Source organism: Janthinobacterium sp. PAMC25594 (genome assembly GCF_019443505.1).
In the GTDB taxonomy this organism is placed as follows: domain Bacteria; phylum Pseudomonadota; class Gammaproteobacteria; order Burkholderiales; family Burkholderiaceae_D; genus Janthinobacterium.
This window is the reverse complement of the sequence record NZ_CP080377.1, coordinates 5732943-5749880: the sequence shown is the minus strand read 5'-3', so window position 1 is coordinate 5749880 and position 16938 is coordinate 5732943. Positions and strand designations below refer to the sequence as shown.

Genomic DNA, 16938 nt, shown 5'->3' with positions numbered 1-16938 from the left:
GCGGACAGTGGAGTGAAGCCGCCTGCGCTGATGCAGCGCGGCTCGCGCGAAGGAGTGCGACATGAACGAAGCCTATGCCACGGACCGGCTTGACAAACAGCAAAGCGCGAACAATGCTGTACGCATGGAAGCGCGACTGACAAAACTGGAAACGGACCGAGAACATGACCGGCTATGGTTCAAGACCCTGGAACAGCGTCTTGGCGAGGGCCTCGACAATGTACGCACGGAGTTGCGCGACGAATCGCAGTTGCTGCGTACCGACCTGACGCAATTTCGCGGCGATTTGCGCGGCGATTGCCACGCCCTGCGCACGGAACTGGGCGACATCCGCAAGCACATGCACACCCACTTCCTGTGGTTCATGGGCATACAGGCCACCACCACGTTTGCCCTGCTGGGCCTGGGCGCCAAGGCGCTGCATATGTACTGAATAGTGAAAAAGGCAGGCGCGGTGCCGCACCGCCCTGCCCAGTCTTGCTGTTAACGAAGCTTATTGCGCGAAGCTTACTGCGCTTCAAGCATGCTCTGCGTTTCCTGATAGCGCGTATGCCACGACAGCGCCTGCTCCAGGATGTGCGGCGTGTGACCGCCGCGCTGGCATGCCGCGTCGTAATACGCGCGCAATTGCTCGCGGTAGTCGGGATGCGTGCAGCGCTCGATGATAAGCGGCGCCCGCTCGCGCGGCGCCAGGCCGCGCAAGTCCGCATAACCCCACTCCGTCACCAGCACGTCGACGTCATGCTCCGTATGGTCCACATGCGAAACCATCGGCACGACACTGGAAATGCGTCCGCCCTTGGCCGCCGATTTCGACACGAACATCGATACTTGCCCGTTGCGCGCAAAGTCGCCCGAGCCGCCGATGCCGTTCATCATGTGCGTGCCGCACACGTGCGTGGAATTGACGTTGCCGTAGATATCGAATTCCAACGCCGTGTTCAGCGCGATGATGCCCAGGCGGCGCACGATTTCCGGGTGATTGCTGATCTCTTGCGGGCGCAGCACGATTTTCGAGCGGTAATGGTCGATATTGTCCATCAGCTTTTGGTGCACGGCGGCCGACAGGGTGATCGACGAGGCCGAGGCGAATGCCAGCTGGCCCGAATCGAGCAGCTCGATGGCGCTGTCCTGCAGCACTTCCGAATACATGGTCATGTTCTGGAAGGGCGAACCGATCAGCCCATGCAGCACGGCGTTGGCGATGGTGCCGATGCCCGCCTGCAGGGGCAGCAATTCCGGACCCATGCGCCCGGCAGCCACTTCGCCTTCGAGGAAGGCGATCACGTGGCCGGCAATCGCCTGCGTTTCCGCGTCGGGCGGCAAGGCGTTCGACGGACTGTCGGGGCTGTCCGTGATGACGATGGCGGCGATGCGGGCCGGATCGATGGCAATGGCCGTGCTGCCCAGGCGCTGGTCGACGCGCGTGAGGGGTATCGGTTCGCGCCCTGGCAAGGCTTGTGGAATGTAAATGTCGTGCAAGCCTTCCAGCGCCAGCGGCGTGGACAGGTTGATTTCGATGATGACTTGCTTCGCCTGCTGGGCGAAAGCGGCGGAGTTGCCCACCGACATGGTCGGGATGATGGCGCCGGCCGCCGTGATGGCCGTCGCTTCGATGACGGCGATATCGACGGCGGCCAGGTTGCCCGAACGCAGCTGCTCGGCTGTTTCCGACAGATGCTGGTCGATGAACATGACTTCGCCCTTGTTGATCTTGCCGCGCAAGACCGGGTCGACCTGGAACGGCATGCGGCGCGCCAGCACGCCCGCCTCGGCCATCAGGCCGTCGCTGCCGTTGCCCAGCGAAGCGCCCGTGATCAAGGTCAGGCTCAACGGGTCTTGCAGGGCGCGCTCGGCCAGCGCGCGCGGCAGGGCCTTGGCGTCGCCGGCACGGGTGAACCCGCTCATGCCGACACGCATACCGTTGTGGAACAATTTGGCTGCCTCATCGGCGCTCATGATTTTGCTGAGCAAGCCTGGGTGGCGGATACGGTCCTCGTACATCGTGATGCTCCTGATATTCTTAATATTCTCAAACTGGATGGCTGTCATACACCAACCCCATAAGTGGATTCAGTATAAAATCCCGCTTACATGCATGGCATGAATTAATTTCGCCAAACCCAGTCGATATTTTCATGCTTCGCCGAGGCGAGCCCCATCTTGGATATCCGTTCCCTGCGCTATTTTGTCGAAACCGTGCGCCTGTCGAGCTTTACGCAGGCGGCGGAATCACTGCACCTGACCCAGTCGACCATCAGCAAGATGGTGCGCCAGCTGGAAGAGGAAGTGGGCGCCCAGCTGCTGGTGCGCGACGGGCGCAAGCTGACGCTCACCGACACGGGCCGCATCGTCTACCAGCACGGCCAGGAAATGCTGGCGAACATGCGCCAGCTGACCCTGGAAGTGCGCGACACCCAGGCCTTGCAGCGCGGCAGCCTGACGGTCGGCATCCCGCCCATGATCAATGTGCTGTTTACGCCCGTCTTAAAAGCCTTCCGCGCGCGCCATCCGCACATCAGCCTGACCCTGCAGGAAGACACGGGCCAGCAGATCGAGCGCAAGGTGGCGGCCGGCGAGCTGGAAATCGGCATGACGGTGCTGCCGGCCGACCCGGAACTCGACCTCGTGGCCGTGGAAGTGGCCAGCTACCCGATCTGGGCCCTGGCCGAACCGGGCACGTTCCAGAAAAACCGCACGACACTGCCCTTCAAGGCGCTGGCCGACTTGCCGCTGGTGTTACTCAAGGATGATTTCGCCCTCACGCGCAGCCTGCGCCAGCATTTCGCGCAGGCGGGCTTCACGCCGACCATCGCGGCGCAGAGCGGCCAGTGGGACTGGCTGGTGGCGATGGCCTCGGCCGGCCTGGGCGTGGCCCTGCTGCCCGAGCCGTTCATCCACCGCCTGGCCGGCGAACCTCTGGAGGCGGTGCGCCTCGTCGAACCGGAAGTGGCGTGGCAGGTGGCGCACGTCTGGAGCGGGCGCTATCTGTCGCACGCGGCGCGCGCCTGGCTCGAAGTGTGCCAGGACGTGCTGGGCACGCAGTTCGCGCACTGACGCAAAAAAAAGGGTGGCCGAGGCCACCCTTTATATTGATAACGCTACCTTGCTTACTTGGCGTCGTCGTTGTACATGCTGGCGTACTTCCAGCCGAAGTACAAAATGAACGTGTAGCACAGGGCCGGCACGAGGAAGGACAGCTGCAGGTTGATGAGGTCGGCCAGGAAGCCCTGGATGAACGGCACGATGGCGCCGCCGACGATGGCCATGCACAGGATGCCCGAACCTTGTCCCGTTTGCGCACCCAGCTTGTTCAGGGCCATGCTGAAGATAGTCGGGAACATGATGGAGTTGAACAGGCCGACGGCGATCAATGCCCACATGGCCGTGTGACCGCTGGAGAACACGGCGACGAGGATCAGCGCGATGACGATGGCGGCGTTGAAGGCCAGGGTCTTGCCCGGGCTGACATAGCGCATCACGGCAAAGCCGACGAAGCGGCCCAGCATGGCGCCACCCCAGTAATAACTGACGAAATAAGCGGCGTCGGCGTGGCTGAGGCCCGCGATATGGCTCTCGCCCAGGAAGTTGATCAGGAAGCTGCCGATACTGACTTCACCGCCCACATACAGGAAGATGGCCAGCGCGCCCAGCACCAGGTGGCGGTGCGACCAGATCGAGACCTTGTGGCCATCCTGCGCCAGGGCGGCCGCATCGTCGGCATGCGAAATCTTCGGCAATTTTGCCAGCGCGAACAGCACGGCCAGGATCACCAGGGTGGCGGCCAGCACCAGGTACGGGCCTTGCACGGAAGCGGCTTCCTTGGCGCGGTAGGCCAGTTGCTCGGCGGCAGGCAGCAGGTCGAACTGCTGCACCGTCAGCACGGTGCCGGACAAAATCAGCATGCCGCCCAAGGCTGGCGCCACGGTGGTGCCCAGCGCGTTGAACGCCTGCGTCAGGGTCAAACGGCTCGACGCCGTCTGCGGGTCGCCCAGTTCCGTCACGTACGGGTTGGCCGCCACCTGCAGCACGGTGATGCCGGCCGCCAGGATGAAGAAGGACAGCAGGAACAGCGCATAGCTGCCGGTGGACGCCGGGTAGAACATGGCGCAGCCGGCGGCGGCGATCAGCAAGCCGGCGACGACGCCGCGCTGGTAGCCGATTTTCTTGATCAGCATGCCGGCCGGCAACGAAACGATGGCGTAGGCGCCAAAGAAGCAGAACTGCACCAGCATCGCCTGGACATAGGTCAGGGTGTAGATCGAGCGCAGATGGGGAATCAGCACATCATTTAGCGAGGTCAGCAGTCCCCACATGAAAAACAGCACCGTGACAATGATCAGGGCGCCTGTATTGTTTTGCGTGCCGGCCTGCGCGCGCGGTGCGCCCAGTCCCTGCTTTACGTGTTCCATACTTTCTCCATTGTTCTATCCAAGATTGTCGTGCCCTGCCCTGGCCCATCGCTTGCGGGGGCACCGCCAGGCAGCGGCAGCGTTCGTGTTTGAAAGCAACATCTTCGCAAGGCCGAGCGCGTAGTAAAACTACCTTGCTGCGGCCGCATTATGCCCGAAAGGCCCCGGATTGCGCAGGTTTCCCATCAATTATTCGATAATTGAATAGCTGACATTCGAAATCAAAAGTAGCCTTATAACTTGAAATCGCTATACTTATATTGCAGTGCAGCACAACGCGGCACGCCACACTAGGAGTCTGCCATGTCTACCGCATTTACTTACCACACCACGCAAAACAGCAATATCGTCGCCACCCTGGTCCATGCCGCCAAACGCGTCGGCGCCTGGCTGAACCAAAGCAGCGACCGCCGCGAACGCGCTTACGAAGAAGCCTACCTGGCCGAATCGACCGACCGTTACGACCTGGAATATCGCATGCGCGAACTGGCCCGCGCCAACCCGCAGCCAAGCTGGATGAGCGGTCTGAGCCGTTAAGAGTGCCGCCGTACCCAGCTACTCATCGGCTGTTGCAGTATCCATAGCGCCATCCTGCTCGCCTTGCGCTTGAGCACAGGATGGGCTATACAGGCGGAATGAAAACGCCCATCACCATCCTCGCCATCGCCGGCAGCCTGCGCGCCGCCTCCCTGAACACCGCGCTGCTGCGCGCCATCGCCCGGCTTGCCCCAGCGGAATATGCAATCCGCATCTATCCGGGCCTGGGAGAATTACCCCTGTTCAATCCCGACCTCGACGCCGACAGCCTGCCAGCCGTGACGGGCCTGCGCGACGCCATCCTCGCGGCCGACGTGCTGCTGCTGGCCAGCCCCGAGTACGCGCATGGCGTGAGCGGCCCCATGAAGAATGCGCTGGACTGGATGGTGGGAAATGAATCATTCATCGACAAACCGCTGGTGCTGCTGAACGCCTCGCCGCGCGCCACGCACGCGCAGGCGGCCCTGCGCGAGACGGTGCGCACCATGTCGGCGCGCCTGATCGACGAGGCCTGCATCAGCCTGCCTTTGCTGGGCTCGGGTCTCGATGCCGACGGCATCGCCGCGGACCCGGCATTGCGCCGGGCCATCCTCGATATGCTGCAGTGCATCAGGTCATTTTCATGATCCTCTGCACGTTTTGCTATCAGTTCATCTAGTTTTACTACGTACTTCTACGGACCGCTCAGTGCGGGATCATGCCGGTGAAAACGTAGGCCTGCAGCATGGTGATGATGCCGATGATCACGGCAAACAACAGGCTGTGCTTCAAGGTGAAGCGGAACAGGTCCGATTCCTTGCCTACCAGGCCCGTTGCGGCGCAGGCGACGGCGATCGATTGGGGCGAAATCATCTTCGCCGTCACGCCGCCCGTCGTATTGGCCGCCACCAGCAAGGTGTCGGACACGCCGATCTGGTGCGCCGTGGTGTTTTGCAAGGAGCAGAACAAGGCGTTCGACGACGTGTCGGAACCCGTCAGGAAGACGCCCAGCCAGCCGAGGAATGGCGAGAAGAACGGGAACGCGGCGCCGCTGCCGGCCAGCAGCAGGGCCAGGGTGGACGACATGCCCGAGTAATTGGCAACGAAGGCAAACGCCAGCACCAGGCCGATCGACAGCACGGGACGGCGCAATTCCACCACGGTTTCCACGAAGGCCTTCATGCCATCGCGCGGCTTCATGCGCAGCATCAGCATCGACAGCACGGCCGTCAGCAAGATCGCCGTGCCCACGGCCGACAGCAAATCGAGCTTGAACACGGCGTCATACGCCTTCGGCACGGTCACGATGGGCATGGTCTTGATCACCAGCTGGTCCAGGTACGGCACGTGGATCTTGATGACCAGGCTCGATAGCGCCCCGCCGGCGGCAAACAGGGCCTTGAAGCCGGGCAGGCTCCACACGGTGACGATGGCCGTCAACAGGCCGAACGGCGCCCAGGCGCGCATGGTCTGCGCCATCGTATAGGGCGAGGCGGCGCGGTTACCGCTGCCGCGCACGTCCGCCTTGCCTGCGCCGCCGCCAAAACCGGACAGCGCGGCCGTGCCGCCGCCGACGGCATGGGCCACTTTCGCATTCTTCGGCTGCCACACTTTCAGGAACAGGGTCAGCGACACCAGGCTGACGAGGGCCGAGGTGATATCCGGCAGTTCAGGGCCGATATGGTTCGAAGTGAAGTACTGGGTCACGGCAAAGCTCAAACCCGTCACCAGCGCGGCCGGCCATACTTCGCGCACGCCGCGGAAACCATCCATCATGAACACCAGCCAGAACGGCACCAGCAGCGACAGCAGCGGCAACTGGCGGCCCGCCATGGCGCCGATCAGGAACGGGTCGATGCCTGTCACCTGGCCCGCCACGATGATGGGGATGCCCATGGCGCCAAAGGCCACAGGTGCCGTGTTGGCGATCAGGCACAGGCCCGCCGCGTACAGCGGGTTGAAGCCCAGGCCCACCAGCAGGGCCGAGGTGATGGCCACGGGCGCGCCGAAACCGGCCGCCCCTTCCAGGAAGGCGCCGAAGGCAAAGCCGATCAGCAGCACCTGCAGGCGCTGGTCGTCCGTGACCGACAGCACGGAGGCGCGGATGATGTCGATCTGCCCCGTCTTGACGACAATTTTATACAGGAAGACGGCCGTGACGATGATCCAGGCGATGGGCCACAAGCCGTACGCGAAGCCATAGCCGGCCGCCGCCAGCGCCTGCGGCACGGGCATGCCGTAGGCGAAAATCGCCACGGCCAGCGCCAGCGCCAGCGTGACGGCGGCCGCCACGTGGCCCTTGATGCGCAACGCCGCCAGGGCGATGAAGAAGAAGATGATGGGAATCGCTGCCGCCAGTGACGACAGCCACAAGCTGCCGAGCGGGGTGTAAAGTTGGGTCCAGGTTTGCATGTCGGGTCTCCTCCGGTGGATGCGGGTTAAGTGAAAAAACGGCTTTTGATGTAATTGTGTGTAGCGTGTTTTTTGCGGTGCTGCGGTGTTGCCGGGCCGGGTTATTCTTCCTGCCCCCGCGCATTGAGCAGGTCGGCCAGGCTGCGCGGCGCCGGTTTTAAAGGCTTGCGGTGCTGCGTCCAGCCCAGTTGCGCGCGCGGCGTCAGCAGCCGCAGCCGCGTGGCGGCCCAGCGGAACAGGCGGTAGCTGGCAGGGCGCGCAAAGGCGCCGCTCCAGAAACGCCAGATCAGGCTTTCGCCGCGACTGAACTTGGCGCCCTGGCCGCGCAACGGATGCGTCACTTCCTCATGCGGATTGCGGTTCGCCTCCGTGCGCAGGCGCACCAGCAGCTGCGGAATCGGGATGCGCACGGGGCACACCTCGCCGCAGGCGCCGCACAGGCTCGACGCCGTGGCCAGGTCGGCCGTCGCATCAAGTCCCAGCAAGTGGGGCGAAATGATCTTGCCGATCGGCCCCGGATACGTGGTGCCGTAGGCGTGGCCGCCGATGCGCGTGTAGACGGGACAGTGGTTCATGCAGGCGCCGCAGCGTATGCATTGCAGGGTGGCGCGCAGCTGCTCGTCCGCGTAGGCCTGGCTGCGGCCGTTATCGAGCAAGACCAGGTGCACTTCGCGCGGCCCATCCTGTTCACCTTCGCGGCGCGGGCCGGAAATCAGGTTGAAATAGGTGGTGATGGCTTGCCCCGTGGCCGAGCGCGTCAACAAGCTGGCAAGCGGCACGATATGTTCGAGCTTGGCCACCACCTTTTCCATGCCCATGATGGCGATGTGCACTTCCGGCACGGACGTCGTCAAGCGGCCATTGCCCTCGTTTTCCACCAGCCACAGGGTGCCCGTGTCGGCCGCCGCGAAGTTCACGCCCGACAGGCCGATGTCGGCCTCGACGAAGGCCTGGCGCAGGGCGCGCCGCCCCGTCTGGATCAGGCTGTCGACGTCTTCCGTGTAGGGCGCGTCGGGGATATGCTCGGCGAACAGGCCGGCGATGTCCGCGCGGGTCTTGTGTATCGCCGGCATGACGATGTGCGACGGCTTTTCGCCGGCCAGCTGCACGATGTACTCGCCCATATCCGACTCCAGGCACGTCATGCCGCGCGCTTCCAGGTAGTGATTGAGCTCGATCTCCTCGCTGGCCATCGACTTGCCCTTGATGAAGCGCGTCGCCTGGTTGCGCTGCGCGATGGCGTGGATGATGGCGTTGGCCTGCTCGCCATCCTCGGCCCAGTGCACCTGCACGCCGGCCGCCGTCAGCTTGTCTTCCAGCTGCACCAGCAGGTCGGGCAAGCGCGCCAGCGCGTGCTGGCGCACGGCTTCGCCGATGTCGCGCAGGCGTTCGAGTTCGTCGCCGTCGGGGAACTGGGCGCTGCGCTTGTCCTGTAAAAAATCCATGGCGCCGCGAAAACTTTGACGCAGCTTCGGATCGTCCAGCGCGGCGCGGGCACGCGCATGGAAGTCTGCCGGTTTGACGAATTGCAAGGGCTTGGCGTTCATGGCTGGCCTCCTTCATGGGCTGACAGATCATCAATGATCAGCACCCACAGCCAGCGCGGGCCGTGTGCGCCATAGGCCAGCGTTTGCTGGATATCGGAGGTTTTCGAGGGACCCGACACCAGCACCAGGTTCGCTGGCATGCCGTCCGCCCAGCGCTCGGCGCGCGCCGCCGCATGCAAGTCCGCATGCAGCGTGCTGGTATAAACAAGGCAAACGTGCAGCGGGGGCGCCAGCGATACCGTGCGCGGCGTGGCCGCGTCGGGCGCGATGACCAGGGTGCCTGTGGCGGCGATGCCGGAACGGGCGACGGTGAAACCCGCGTCGACGCTGTCGAACAACTCTCCCTTCCACTGCGCCAGCGGACGGTCAAAGGACAGCGTTTCCACGCCAGCGGGCAAGGCGGCGCGCAAGGCCTGCCCTTCCACGCTGGCGGTATCGAGCAGCAAACGGCGCACGCCGTGCGCACCGAGACGCTGCGCCAGCAGGGCAGGCCAGGCGTCCATGCTCACGCAATCGACCTGCGCGTGCGAAGCGCGCAAAGCGGCCTGCATGGCGTCGAGCTGCTGGCGCGGCGACTGCGGCGCTGCGGCGCGGCGCGCCTGGTAATGGCTGTCGATGGCCGTATCGATGGCCTCCACCGCTTCGGGCGCGGAAGGCGCGGCGGCGCGCAGCCGTCCCAGCATGCGTTCGCGGGCGGTCAATGCGGTACTCATGGCGCACCTCCCGTGCGGCGCCACAAGAAGCTGGCCAGGTGCTCGACGGGCAGCGGCGCGCCCTGGTGCTGCGCGGCGTGGCCGATATTGAGCAGGCAGCCGCAGTCGGCCGAGACGAGCCGGTCGCAGCCCGTGGCGCAGGCCGAGGCGATCTTGTCGCTGACCATGGCGCCGGAAATGTCCGGGTGTTTCAATGAAAACGTGCCGCCGAAACCGCAGCATTCCGATTCGCGCTGGTGCTCGATGCGCGTCACGCCGGGCAAGGCGTCGACCAGCGCCACGCCGTGCAGCCGGGTGCCCATTTCGCGACGCGCGCCGCACGAGGTATGCAGCACCACGTTTTCATCGGCCTGTCCGGCGCCAGAAAGGCTGACCAGGTCGAGTTTCAGCACGCAGACGAGAAATTCGCTCAGTTCATACACGCGTTCGGCCAGTTCGACCGCCTTGGGGCCGGCCACGGGGTCATCCTGGAACAGCTGCGGCCAGTGATGGCGCATCATGCCGGCGCAGGAGCCTGACGGCACGATCACGGGCCACGGTTGCGCAAACAGGTCGAGCTGGGCGCGCGCCACGGCACGCGCCTGCTCCGGGTTGCCGCTGCTGTAGGCGGGCTGGCCGCAGCAGCTCTGGCCGCGCGGATAATGCACCAGCAAGCCTTCCCGCTCCAGCAGGCGCACCGCGTCGAGCCCGGCCTGCGGCACGAACAGGTCGACCAGGCAGGTGGCGAACAGGTACACCTGGAGCGGTGCGGGGGGATAGTGGCGCGGCTGGCGCGGGTCTGGCTGCATGAGTGTGTCTCCCCGGCGCTCTGTGTGTTGCTGCGGCGCCGCTGTGTGTTGTTAAGAATGACTGCTTCACGCATAATTCCAGCTTCTTCGAGCCACTTCAAATTGCTCGGACCACTTGAAAACAACAAACGAGACAACAGCGATGGCGACAGGCATGCAAACGCGGGGCAGGGTCGAAACGGTGATGCGCAGGCTGGAGACGGCCCTGCTGGACGGCAGCTTGCCGGCGGGCGCACAGCTGCCGGCCGAGCGCCTGCTGGCACTGCAATATGGGGTCTCGCGCAATACCGTGCGCGAAGCGGTGCAACGGCTGGCGGCGCGGGGCCTGGTGCGCAGCCGGCGCGGCGCCGGCGTCTTTGTGACGGATCAATTGCGCACCGGCATGGCTTCGCCGTGGAGCCAGCTGGTGGCTGACCACCCCGCCCTGCGCGACGACATCCTGGAATTTCGCCGCGTGCTGGAAGGGGCGACGGCCTATTTTGCGGCGCAGCGGGCCAGCGCGGGCGAGCGCACGCAGATCATGGCGCTGCTGGCCGAGCTGGAACAGGCACGCGCGGTCGACGACAAGCACGGCGAGGCGCAGGCCGATGCGCGGCTGCATGAAGTCATCGCGCAGGCATCGCACAACACCATGTTTTTACACTTGCACACCAGCATCATCGGCATGCTGCGCGAACATATCACCCTCAATGGCACGGGCTTGCGCCAGCAAGACGACGCCACCTCGCTGCAACTGCTGTCGCAGCACCGCACCCTGTGCGAGGCCATCTGCGCCAGCCAGCCCGAGGAAGCGCGCACGGCCATGCAAAGCCACATCGATTTCGTGCGCACGCGCGTGACCAGCGACGAATAGGGCGACTGGTAGGACCAGTCTACGGCCACAGCGGCGGCGAAAACTGCTAACATCGCGCGCCGCCTTTGATTTCATCCTGCCATGACCGTCCTCGCTCACACCCATCCGCTGGTACGCCAGCTGGAAAACGACTTGCTGCCCCTGTTCCGCGCTGCCCTGCCGCCACTCGCGGCCGCCGCGCCGCAGGTGCTCGCCTCCGTGTTCGCCTTTTCCAGCGGTACGGCCAGCGCTTTCGAGGATTATCATTTCGGCATTTCCTGCCTGCTGGAGGAAGTGCCCGAGGATGCCCCGGAAGAAGTCGCCCTGCTGGTCAGCGTCACGGGACTCGAGGCCGGCGCCCGGCTGAGCGCACAGGTCGTCTGGGGCCAGCCATCGGGCCGCGTGGAAGCGCAGGCCGAGTTACAGGCAGGCGACCTGCCTGCCCTGCATGCGGCCCTGCCCGGCCTGCTGGCCAGCTTGCAACAGGCAGCCAGCCGCGGCGCACCCGCAATATGACAGGCGCATGAAAAGTGACAGGAAACAACAACTTACGATTTCCTCAGCGCAACTTTGTTGACTTCCACTAGCCCTAGCCCCTATCCTTTCAGTTACGTTTGGTGAGCATGTGTGCATGTTGCAGAGAGCATGCAGACGGCGTCGCCTTGCTTGCGCAAAGTCCCCCGCATTTATTTATCGCAACCATCAGGGCAACGTGCCTGGACGGCCGCTGCCAGCAAATACGGAGCCGACTGCCATGCCATCGAACCGCAACTTTCCGGGAAAAACCTTGCTGGGCTGTGTCTTCCTGCTCGCCGCCCTGCCCCTGCAGGCGCAGACCACGGACGGCACTGCCGCCACCATCAGCGCCAATGCCAGCCTCACCTCGCAATACATTTCGCGCGGCTTTCGCCAGACCTGGGGTAAGCCGGCCCTGCAGGCGGGTGCCGACTACGCGCACCCGAGCGGCTGGTCGCTGGGGACATGGGCGTCCACCGTCAGCGACCGTTATATCCAGGATGCAAGCTTCGAATGGGACCTGTACGGCGGTTACGGCGGCACGGTGGGCGAGCTGGGCTACAGCGTACTGGCGTATTACTACAAGTATCCGGGCGCCGTCTACCGCGCCACAGGCGTCAAGTACGACTATGGCGAACTGTCGCTGGGCCTGAGCTACAAGATGCTGTACGCCAAGTACAACCGTACCGTCACGCCGGACTTTTTCGGCATCACGCATGCGCGCGGCACGGGCTACCTGGACGTGGGCGCGAATGTCGACCTGGGCAATGCCTGGACCTTGAATCTGCACGCCGGCAATGGCCGGGTGGCGGGCACGGGCAATGCGATATGGAACTGGCGCGACGCCAAGGTCGGCGTCACCAGGGCCTTCGATGGCGGCTGGAGCCTGAGTGGCGCCGTGACGCGCGCCTGGGGCGCCACCGACGCCTACGATCATTACACGCTGGGCATCCCGAATGCGGCGGGCCGGTTCGACACCTCGAACCCCGCCGCGACCACCTTCGTGCTGGCCATCAGCAAGACTTTCTAGCCGCACTACCCGCGACGCCCGAGACACCGATACCTCTCCCCATCAAGGAACAGCCTCATGCAACTATCACTGAACAGCAAAATCTGCGTCGCCGCCACCGCGCTCGCCATCCTCAGCCTGGGCGTCACGGCGGCGGTGATCGGCTACAAGAGCAGCGCCAGCGCCGAGGCCGCCGCACTGGAACTGGCGCGCACGTCGGCGCGCGAAGTGGCGGGCGCGCTGCAGGCGCGCATCGCCAGCAACCTGGCCAGCGTCAGCAGCCTGGCCGGCGCCATGCGCGGCACGAAAAGCGCGAACCTGCCCCTGCAGCGCGAGCAGATCAATGAACTGACCAAGGCCACGCTGACCAGTTCGGAAGACTTGCTGGGCGCGGCCGTGACGTGGGAACCGAACGCGCTCGACGGCAAGGATGCGGAATTTGCCAACCAGAAACCGAACTACGACGCCAGCGGTCGCTTCATGCCCTACTGGACGCGGGGCGCCGGCGGCAAGCTGCAAGTCGAACCCATCGTCTTCGATCCGAAGCCGGGCGCCAACGACTGGTACGACGTGCCCAAACGCACCGGCAAAACCTTCTTTACGGAACCGTACATCTACCCCGTCGACGGCAAGGATGTGCTGATGGCCTCGCTTGTCGCCCCCATCATGATCGACGGCGGCTTCAAGGGCACGGCCAGCGCCGACTTCATGCTCACGCGCCTGGCGAAGATCCTGGCAGGCCTGAAAGTGATCGAGGGCGGCAAGCTGGCCCTGATCTCGAACGGCGGCCTGTACGCCAGCCATCCCGCACCTGAGCGGCTGGGCAAGAAGGCCGACGACGTGCCGGCTGCCGGCCTGGAAAAGGTGCGCCAGGGCCAGGCGTATGAATACGAGGACGACAAGGGCTACATCCACCTGCTGCAGCCGCTGCAGATCCACCCCGATATCGCGCCGTGGAGCGTGGAACTGAACTTCCCGAAAAGCGTGGCCACGGCTTCGGCGCGCGACCTGATGATCTACACCCTGATCGTCGCCCTGCTGTGCGCGGCCGCCACGGCCGGCATTTTGATCCTCGTCGTCAACCAGCTGACGCGACCGCTGCGCACCCTGGGCCGCACCATGACGGACCTGTCCAGCGGCGACGCCGACCTGCGCGTGAAGCTCGAAGTCAAGGGCACCGACGAACTGGCCGTGATCGGCAAGGGGTTCAACGCCTTCGTGGAAAAGATCCACGCCGTGCTGCTGCAAGTGCAAGCGAGCGCCGACAATGTGGCCCGTGCCAGCGCCGAAATTGCGCAAGGCAATAACGACCTGTCGGCCCGCACGGAACAGCAAGCCAGTTCGCTGGAAGAGACGGCCGCCTCGGTGGAAGAGCTGACGGGCACGGTGAAGGAAAACGCCGACCATGCGCGCCAGGCGAATCAACTGGCCGCTTCCGCATCGAGCGTGGCGCAGAAGAGTGGCGAAGTGGTCGGCAAGGTGATAGCAACCATGACCTCGATCAATGACTCGTCGAACAAGATCGTCGACATCATCAGCGTCATCGATGGCATCGCCTTCCAGACGAATATCCTGGCCCTGAACGCGGCCGTGGAAGCGGCGCGCGCGGGGGAACAGGGACGCGGCTTCGCCGTCGTCGCCACGGAAGTGCGCAACCTGGCGCAACGCTCGGCGGCGGCGGCCAAGGAAATCAAGCTGCTGATCGACGATTCCGTGGGCAAGGTGGCCGCCGGCAGCAAGCTCGTCGATGAAGCGGGCGCCACCATGGAGCAGGTGGTCGACAGCGTGCGCAAGGTGACCGCCATCATGGCCGACATCAGCGTCGCCACCACCGAGCAAAGCGACGGCATCGCCCAGGTCAACCAGGCGCTGGCGCAGATGGATGGCGTGACGCAGCAAAACGCGGCCCTGGTCGAGGAGGCGGCGGCGGCCGCCGAAAGCTTGCAAGACCAGGCCAGCCATCTGGCCCAGGTGGTCAGCGTGTTCAAGCTGGGCGAGCAGGTGCGCCAGGCGGCGCCGGCTGCAAGCGTGGCCACGCCGCGCGCCACGCCGGCAACAACACCGGCGCCCGCCAAGCGCCTGAGCGTCGCCAAGCCGCAGGCAACGCCGCGCGCGGCCGCCAAGGCACCGGCTGGCGATGACTGGGAAGAGTTTTAAGCGGAGCGCGGCGACGCTAACCCGCAAAGATACCCCTCTTTGCGGGTGGAGCAGCAGCATGGCGCGTTTTCGTAAGTTTCCATAAAGAAATATTTTATATAATGCAGTATCGTCCTCCTGGGAAAGATATTGATCTAAATCAAGTCGCTGATAGATTTGGGGAGAATTGCTCCCTATCAATACTCCTATAATCAGGCCGCGTTGACGGCAGGCACTGCTGCCGGATGAAAAAGGATGATGCATGAAAAAATTATTGGCAGTATTGGCCGGCTCGGCCGCGGCACTCTTGACCGGCTGTGGTGGCGGTGGCGGCGGTACGACACAGCGGCTTGCCGGCGATTCCGGCAGCGCCTCGCCGCTGGCAGCGTATATCGGCACCTGGCAGTCGGCCTGCGACGATCACGACCGTCAAACGCTGGTCATCGCGTTCAAGAGCGACGGCAGCGGTTCGCTGGAACTGACGCCGACCGGCGAGACTTACTTCAAGGCCGATTGCTCCGGCCCCGTGGTCGCGACAGACAGCATCAACGCGAAGATCACCGGCAAGCCGGACGGCACCGCCGACATGCTGATCAAGCTGGCGGAAAATGCCGCGGCAACGAGCTTGCGCGTCGACAAGATCACCTCTTCGGCCCCTGCCTACAGCTACCAGCGGACCGGCGCCACTGTGAAATATGTGCTGCGAGCAAACCAGCAACAGTGGTGCGTTGACGTGGACAATGGCGAATCGTGCATGTGGGATGAAGGCATGCAAGCTGCACAAAGCATCCCCGGCGGCCTGTCCTTGCGCGGCAACGACCTGTTTACGGTGATGCTGGACAAGGGTGCGTATGTACTGGACATGCACTACGTGAAAAAATAAGTGCGCGATCGGCTGTGGGGCCACCCAGCCCTGCGGCTTGCCGCGGCCGCGCCATAGACTTGAGGCCGTTGGCGAGTGTATGTGCAGAATCGAACATACATTGCGAAAACAGAAAGCTATCCTGTTGAAAAACAGGAGCTTGCCATGTCGTCTAACGCCTTTCCCCTGCCGTCCAACACTGCGCTGGCCGCCCTGCTGCAGCCACAGGACAACACTTTCCACCCGATCGACGGCTTGCAGCGCCTGCGCCACGCGGGGCTGGACCAATTACCCTTGCCCGGCCACGGCGCCACCCTGCAGCGCTGGCAAATGCTGGCCGCCATCGCCGCCATCGACCTTTCCCTGCTCAAGCTGTACGAGGGCCATACCGATGCGCTGGCCATCCTGGCGGAAATCGACGGTCCCGGCGTGCCGGCCGGCAGCAGCTGGGGCGTATGGTGCGCGGAAATGCCGGGCGCGCGCGTGCAGTTGCAGCAGGCGGCCGATGGCCGCTATGTGCTCGAGGGCCGCAAGGCCTGGTGCTCCGGGGCGAAGGGACTCAGCCATGCCTTGATCAGCTGCTGGAATGAGGACGGCCAGGCTTGCCTGGCCTCCGTGGCGCTGTCGCAGCCGGGCGTGCACGTCACGGATGAAGGCTGGCAAGCCGTCGGCATGCTCGCCTGCGCCAGCGTCGACGTGACCTTTTCCGGCGCGCGGGCCTTTCCCGTGGGCGCTCCGGGCGCCTACCTGGAGCGCCCCGGCTTCTGGCACGGCGGCGCCGGCATCGCGGCCGCCTGGTATGGCGCGGCCTGCGCCGTCGCCGGCCACCTGCATGCGCGCGCGCAGCACGCCGCGCCCGATCCCGTGCGCCTGGCGCAACTGGGGCAGATCGACTGCGCCTTGCGCGCCGCCGGCGCCCTGCTGCGCGAAGGCGCCGCCGAGATCGACGCACAGCCGCAGCGCGACGCCATGGGCCTGGCGCTGCGGCTGCGCCTGACGGTGGAAGACGCCGCCACCCTGGTCCTGCACCTGGCCACGCGTGCGCTGGGCGCCGGCCCCCTGTGCCGCGATGCCCGCTTTGCACGCCTGGCGGCCGACCTGCCCGTCTTCCTGCGCCAGAGCCATGCCGAACGCGATCAGGCCGTGCTGGGCGGTATCGTCGCGGGCGCCGAAGACCATCCGTGGGCGCTCTGAC

The 16938-nt window shown here is 64.7% G+C and carries 16 protein-coding genes; 10 read left to right on the top strand and 6 right to left on the bottom strand.

Annotated features, from left to right (window positions below; translation table 11 throughout):
• Window positions 1-61 precede the first annotated feature (61 nt).
• Window positions 62-433: a hypothetical protein gene (locus KY494_RS25720; RefSeq protein ID WP_219888678.1), complete on the top strand. Its 372-nt coding sequence runs from the start codon at window positions 62-64 to the stop codon at window positions 431-433.
• 74 nt (window positions 434-507) lie between these two features.
• Here the strand turns inward: KY494_RS25720 and KY494_RS25715 are convergent, their stop codons facing one another.
• Window positions 508-2004 (bottom strand): acetyl-CoA hydrolase/transferase family protein, encoded by a 1497-nt coding sequence (locus KY494_RS25715; protein WP_219888677.1) that lies wholly within the window; start codon window positions 2002-2004, stop codon window positions 508-510.
• A gap of 159 nt (window positions 2005-2163) precedes the next feature.
• Here KY494_RS25715 and KY494_RS25710 point away from each other — a divergent pair, with 159 nt between their 5' ends.
• The gene (locus tag KY494_RS25710; protein WP_219888676.1) at window positions 2164-3057 is read left to right on the top strand and encodes a LysR substrate-binding domain-containing protein; all 894 of its coding nucleotides are present in this window, start codon (window positions 2164-2166) and stop codon (window positions 3055-3057) included.
• Between the two features lie 53 nt (window positions 3058-3110).
• On the opposite strand, the gene fucP is transcribed toward KY494_RS25710, so the two are convergent.
• The gene (fucP, locus tag KY494_RS25705) at window positions 3111-4412 is read right to left on the bottom strand and encodes an L-fucose:H+ symporter permease (RefSeq protein WP_219888675.1); all 1302 of its coding nucleotides are present in this window, start codon (window positions 4410-4412) and stop codon (window positions 3111-3113) included.
• Window positions 4413-4715: 303 nt separating this feature from the next.
• Here fucP and KY494_RS25700 point away from each other — a divergent pair, with 303 nt between their 5' ends.
• Window positions 4716-4949, top strand: coding sequence for a DUF3563 family protein (locus KY494_RS25700; protein WP_080698581.1), 234 nt, complete (start codon window positions 4716-4718; stop codon window positions 4947-4949).
• Window positions 4950-5047: 98 nt separating this feature from the next.
• Window positions 5048-5575 (top strand): NADPH-dependent FMN reductase, encoded by a 528-nt coding sequence (locus tag KY494_RS25695; protein WP_170840440.1) that lies wholly within the window; start codon window positions 5048-5050, stop codon window positions 5573-5575.
• A gap of 58 nt (window positions 5576-5633) precedes the next feature.
• Here the strand turns inward: KY494_RS25695 and KY494_RS25690 are convergent, their stop codons facing one another.
• From KY494_RS25690 to KY494_RS25675, 4 genes are all read right to left on the bottom strand, one after another.
• Window positions 5634-7340 (bottom strand): lactate permease LctP family transporter, encoded by a 1707-nt coding sequence (locus KY494_RS25690; protein ID WP_219888674.1) that lies wholly within the window; start codon window positions 7338-7340, stop codon window positions 5634-5636.
• A gap of 101 nt (window positions 7341-7441) precedes the next feature.
• Window positions 7442-8887: a LutB/LldF family L-lactate oxidation iron-sulfur protein gene (locus KY494_RS25685; protein WP_219888673.1), complete on the bottom strand. Its 1446-nt coding sequence runs from the start codon at window positions 8885-8887 to the stop codon at window positions 7442-7444.
• Window positions 8884-9600, bottom strand: coding sequence for an LUD domain-containing protein (locus tag KY494_RS25680; RefSeq protein ID WP_219888672.1), 717 nt, complete (start codon window positions 9598-9600; stop codon window positions 8884-8886). The genes KY494_RS25685 and KY494_RS25680 overlap by 4 nt, the downstream gene beginning before the upstream one ends.
• The gene (locus KY494_RS25675) at window positions 9597-10388 is read right to left on the bottom strand and encodes a (Fe-S)-binding protein (RefSeq protein ID WP_219888671.1); all 792 of its coding nucleotides are present in this window, start codon (window positions 10386-10388) and stop codon (window positions 9597-9599) included. The genes KY494_RS25680 and KY494_RS25675 overlap by 4 nt, the downstream gene beginning before the upstream one ends.
• A gap of 154 nt (window positions 10389-10542) precedes the next feature.
• Between KY494_RS25675 and KY494_RS25670 the strand changes: the two genes are divergently transcribed.
• From KY494_RS25670 to KY494_RS25645, 6 genes are all read left to right on the top strand, one after another.
• Window positions 10543-11241: a FadR/GntR family transcriptional regulator gene (locus tag KY494_RS25670; protein ID WP_258194465.1), complete on the top strand. Its 699-nt coding sequence runs from the start codon at window positions 10543-10545 to the stop codon at window positions 11239-11241.
• An 81-nt stretch (window positions 11242-11322) separates the two neighbouring features.
• Window positions 11323-11736: a hypothetical protein gene (locus KY494_RS25665; protein ID WP_219888670.1), complete on the top strand. Its 414-nt coding sequence runs from the start codon at window positions 11323-11325 to the stop codon at window positions 11734-11736.
• A gap of 238 nt (window positions 11737-11974) precedes the next feature.
• Window positions 11975-12766 carry a TorF family putative porin gene (locus KY494_RS25660; RefSeq protein WP_219888669.1) on the top strand — a complete coding sequence of 264 codons (792 nt, stop codon included), beginning with the start codon at window positions 11975-11977 and terminating at the stop codon, window positions 12764-12766.
• A gap of 57 nt (window positions 12767-12823) precedes the next feature.
• Window positions 12824-14902 carry a methyl-accepting chemotaxis protein gene (locus tag KY494_RS25655; RefSeq protein ID WP_219888668.1) on the top strand — a complete coding sequence of 693 codons (2079 nt, stop codon included), beginning with the start codon at window positions 12824-12826 and terminating at the stop codon, window positions 14900-14902.
• 241 nt (window positions 14903-15143) lie between these two features.
• Entirely contained in the window at window positions 15144-15764 is a 621-nt protein-coding gene (locus KY494_RS25650) for a hypothetical protein (protein ID WP_219888667.1), read from the top strand.
• Window positions 15765-15908: 144 nt separating this feature from the next.
• Complete coding sequence (locus tag KY494_RS25645) at window positions 15909-16937, top strand: acyl-CoA dehydrogenase (RefSeq protein ID WP_219133746.1); 1029 nt, start codon at window positions 15909-15911, stop codon at window positions 16935-16937.
• Window position 16938 lies beyond the last annotated feature (1 nt).

Excerpts from the sequence above, each read along its gene's own strand:
- KY494_RS25720 (WP_219888678.1), top strand. The coding sequence starts at position 62 with ATGAACGAAGCCTATGCCACGGACCGGCTTGACAAACAGCAAAGCGCG.
- KY494_RS25715 (WP_219888677.1), bottom strand. The coding sequence starts at position 2,004 with ATGTACGAGGACCGTATCCGCCACCCAGGCTTGCTCAGCAAAATCATG.
- fucP (WP_219888675.1), bottom strand. The coding sequence starts at position 4,412 with ATGGAACACGTAAAGCAGGGACTGGGCGCACCGCGCGCGCAGGCCGGC.
- KY494_RS25700 (WP_080698581.1), top strand. The coding sequence starts at position 4,716 with ATGTCTACCGCATTTACTTACCACACCACGCAAAACAGCAATATCGTC.
- KY494_RS25695 (WP_170840440.1), top strand. The coding sequence starts at position 5,048 with ATGAAAACGCCCATCACCATCCTCGCCATCGCCGGCAGCCTGCGCGCC.
- KY494_RS25690 (WP_219888674.1), bottom strand. The coding sequence starts at position 7,340 with ATGCAAACCTGGACCCAACTTTACACCCCGCTCGGCAGCTTGTGGCTG.
- KY494_RS25685 (WP_219888673.1), bottom strand. The coding sequence starts at position 8,887 with ATGAACGCCAAGCCCTTGCAATTCGTCAAACCGGCAGACTTCCATGCG.
- KY494_RS25680 (WP_219888672.1), bottom strand. The coding sequence starts at position 9,600 with ATGAGTACCGCATTGACCGCCCGCGAACGCATGCTGGGACGGCTGCGC.
- KY494_RS25675 (WP_219888671.1), bottom strand. The coding sequence starts at position 10,388 with ATGCAGCCAGACCCGCGCCAGCCGCGCCACTATCCCCCCGCACCGCTC.
- KY494_RS25670 (WP_258194465.1), top strand. The coding sequence starts at position 10,543 with ATGCAAACGCGGGGCAGGGTCGAAACGGTGATGCGCAGGCTGGAGACG.
- KY494_RS25665 (WP_219888670.1), top strand. The coding sequence starts at position 11,323 with ATGACCGTCCTCGCTCACACCCATCCGCTGGTACGCCAGCTGGAAAAC.
- KY494_RS25660 (WP_219888669.1), top strand. The coding sequence starts at position 11,975 with ATGCCATCGAACCGCAACTTTCCGGGAAAAACCTTGCTGGGCTGTGTC.
- KY494_RS25655 (WP_219888668.1), top strand. The coding sequence starts at position 12,824 with ATGCAACTATCACTGAACAGCAAAATCTGCGTCGCCGCCACCGCGCTC.
- KY494_RS25650 (WP_219888667.1), top strand. The coding sequence starts at position 15,144 with ATGAAAAAATTATTGGCAGTATTGGCCGGCTCGGCCGCGGCACTCTTG.
- KY494_RS25645 (WP_219133746.1), top strand. The coding sequence starts at position 15,909 with ATGTCGTCTAACGCCTTTCCCCTGCCGTCCAACACTGCGCTGGCCGCC.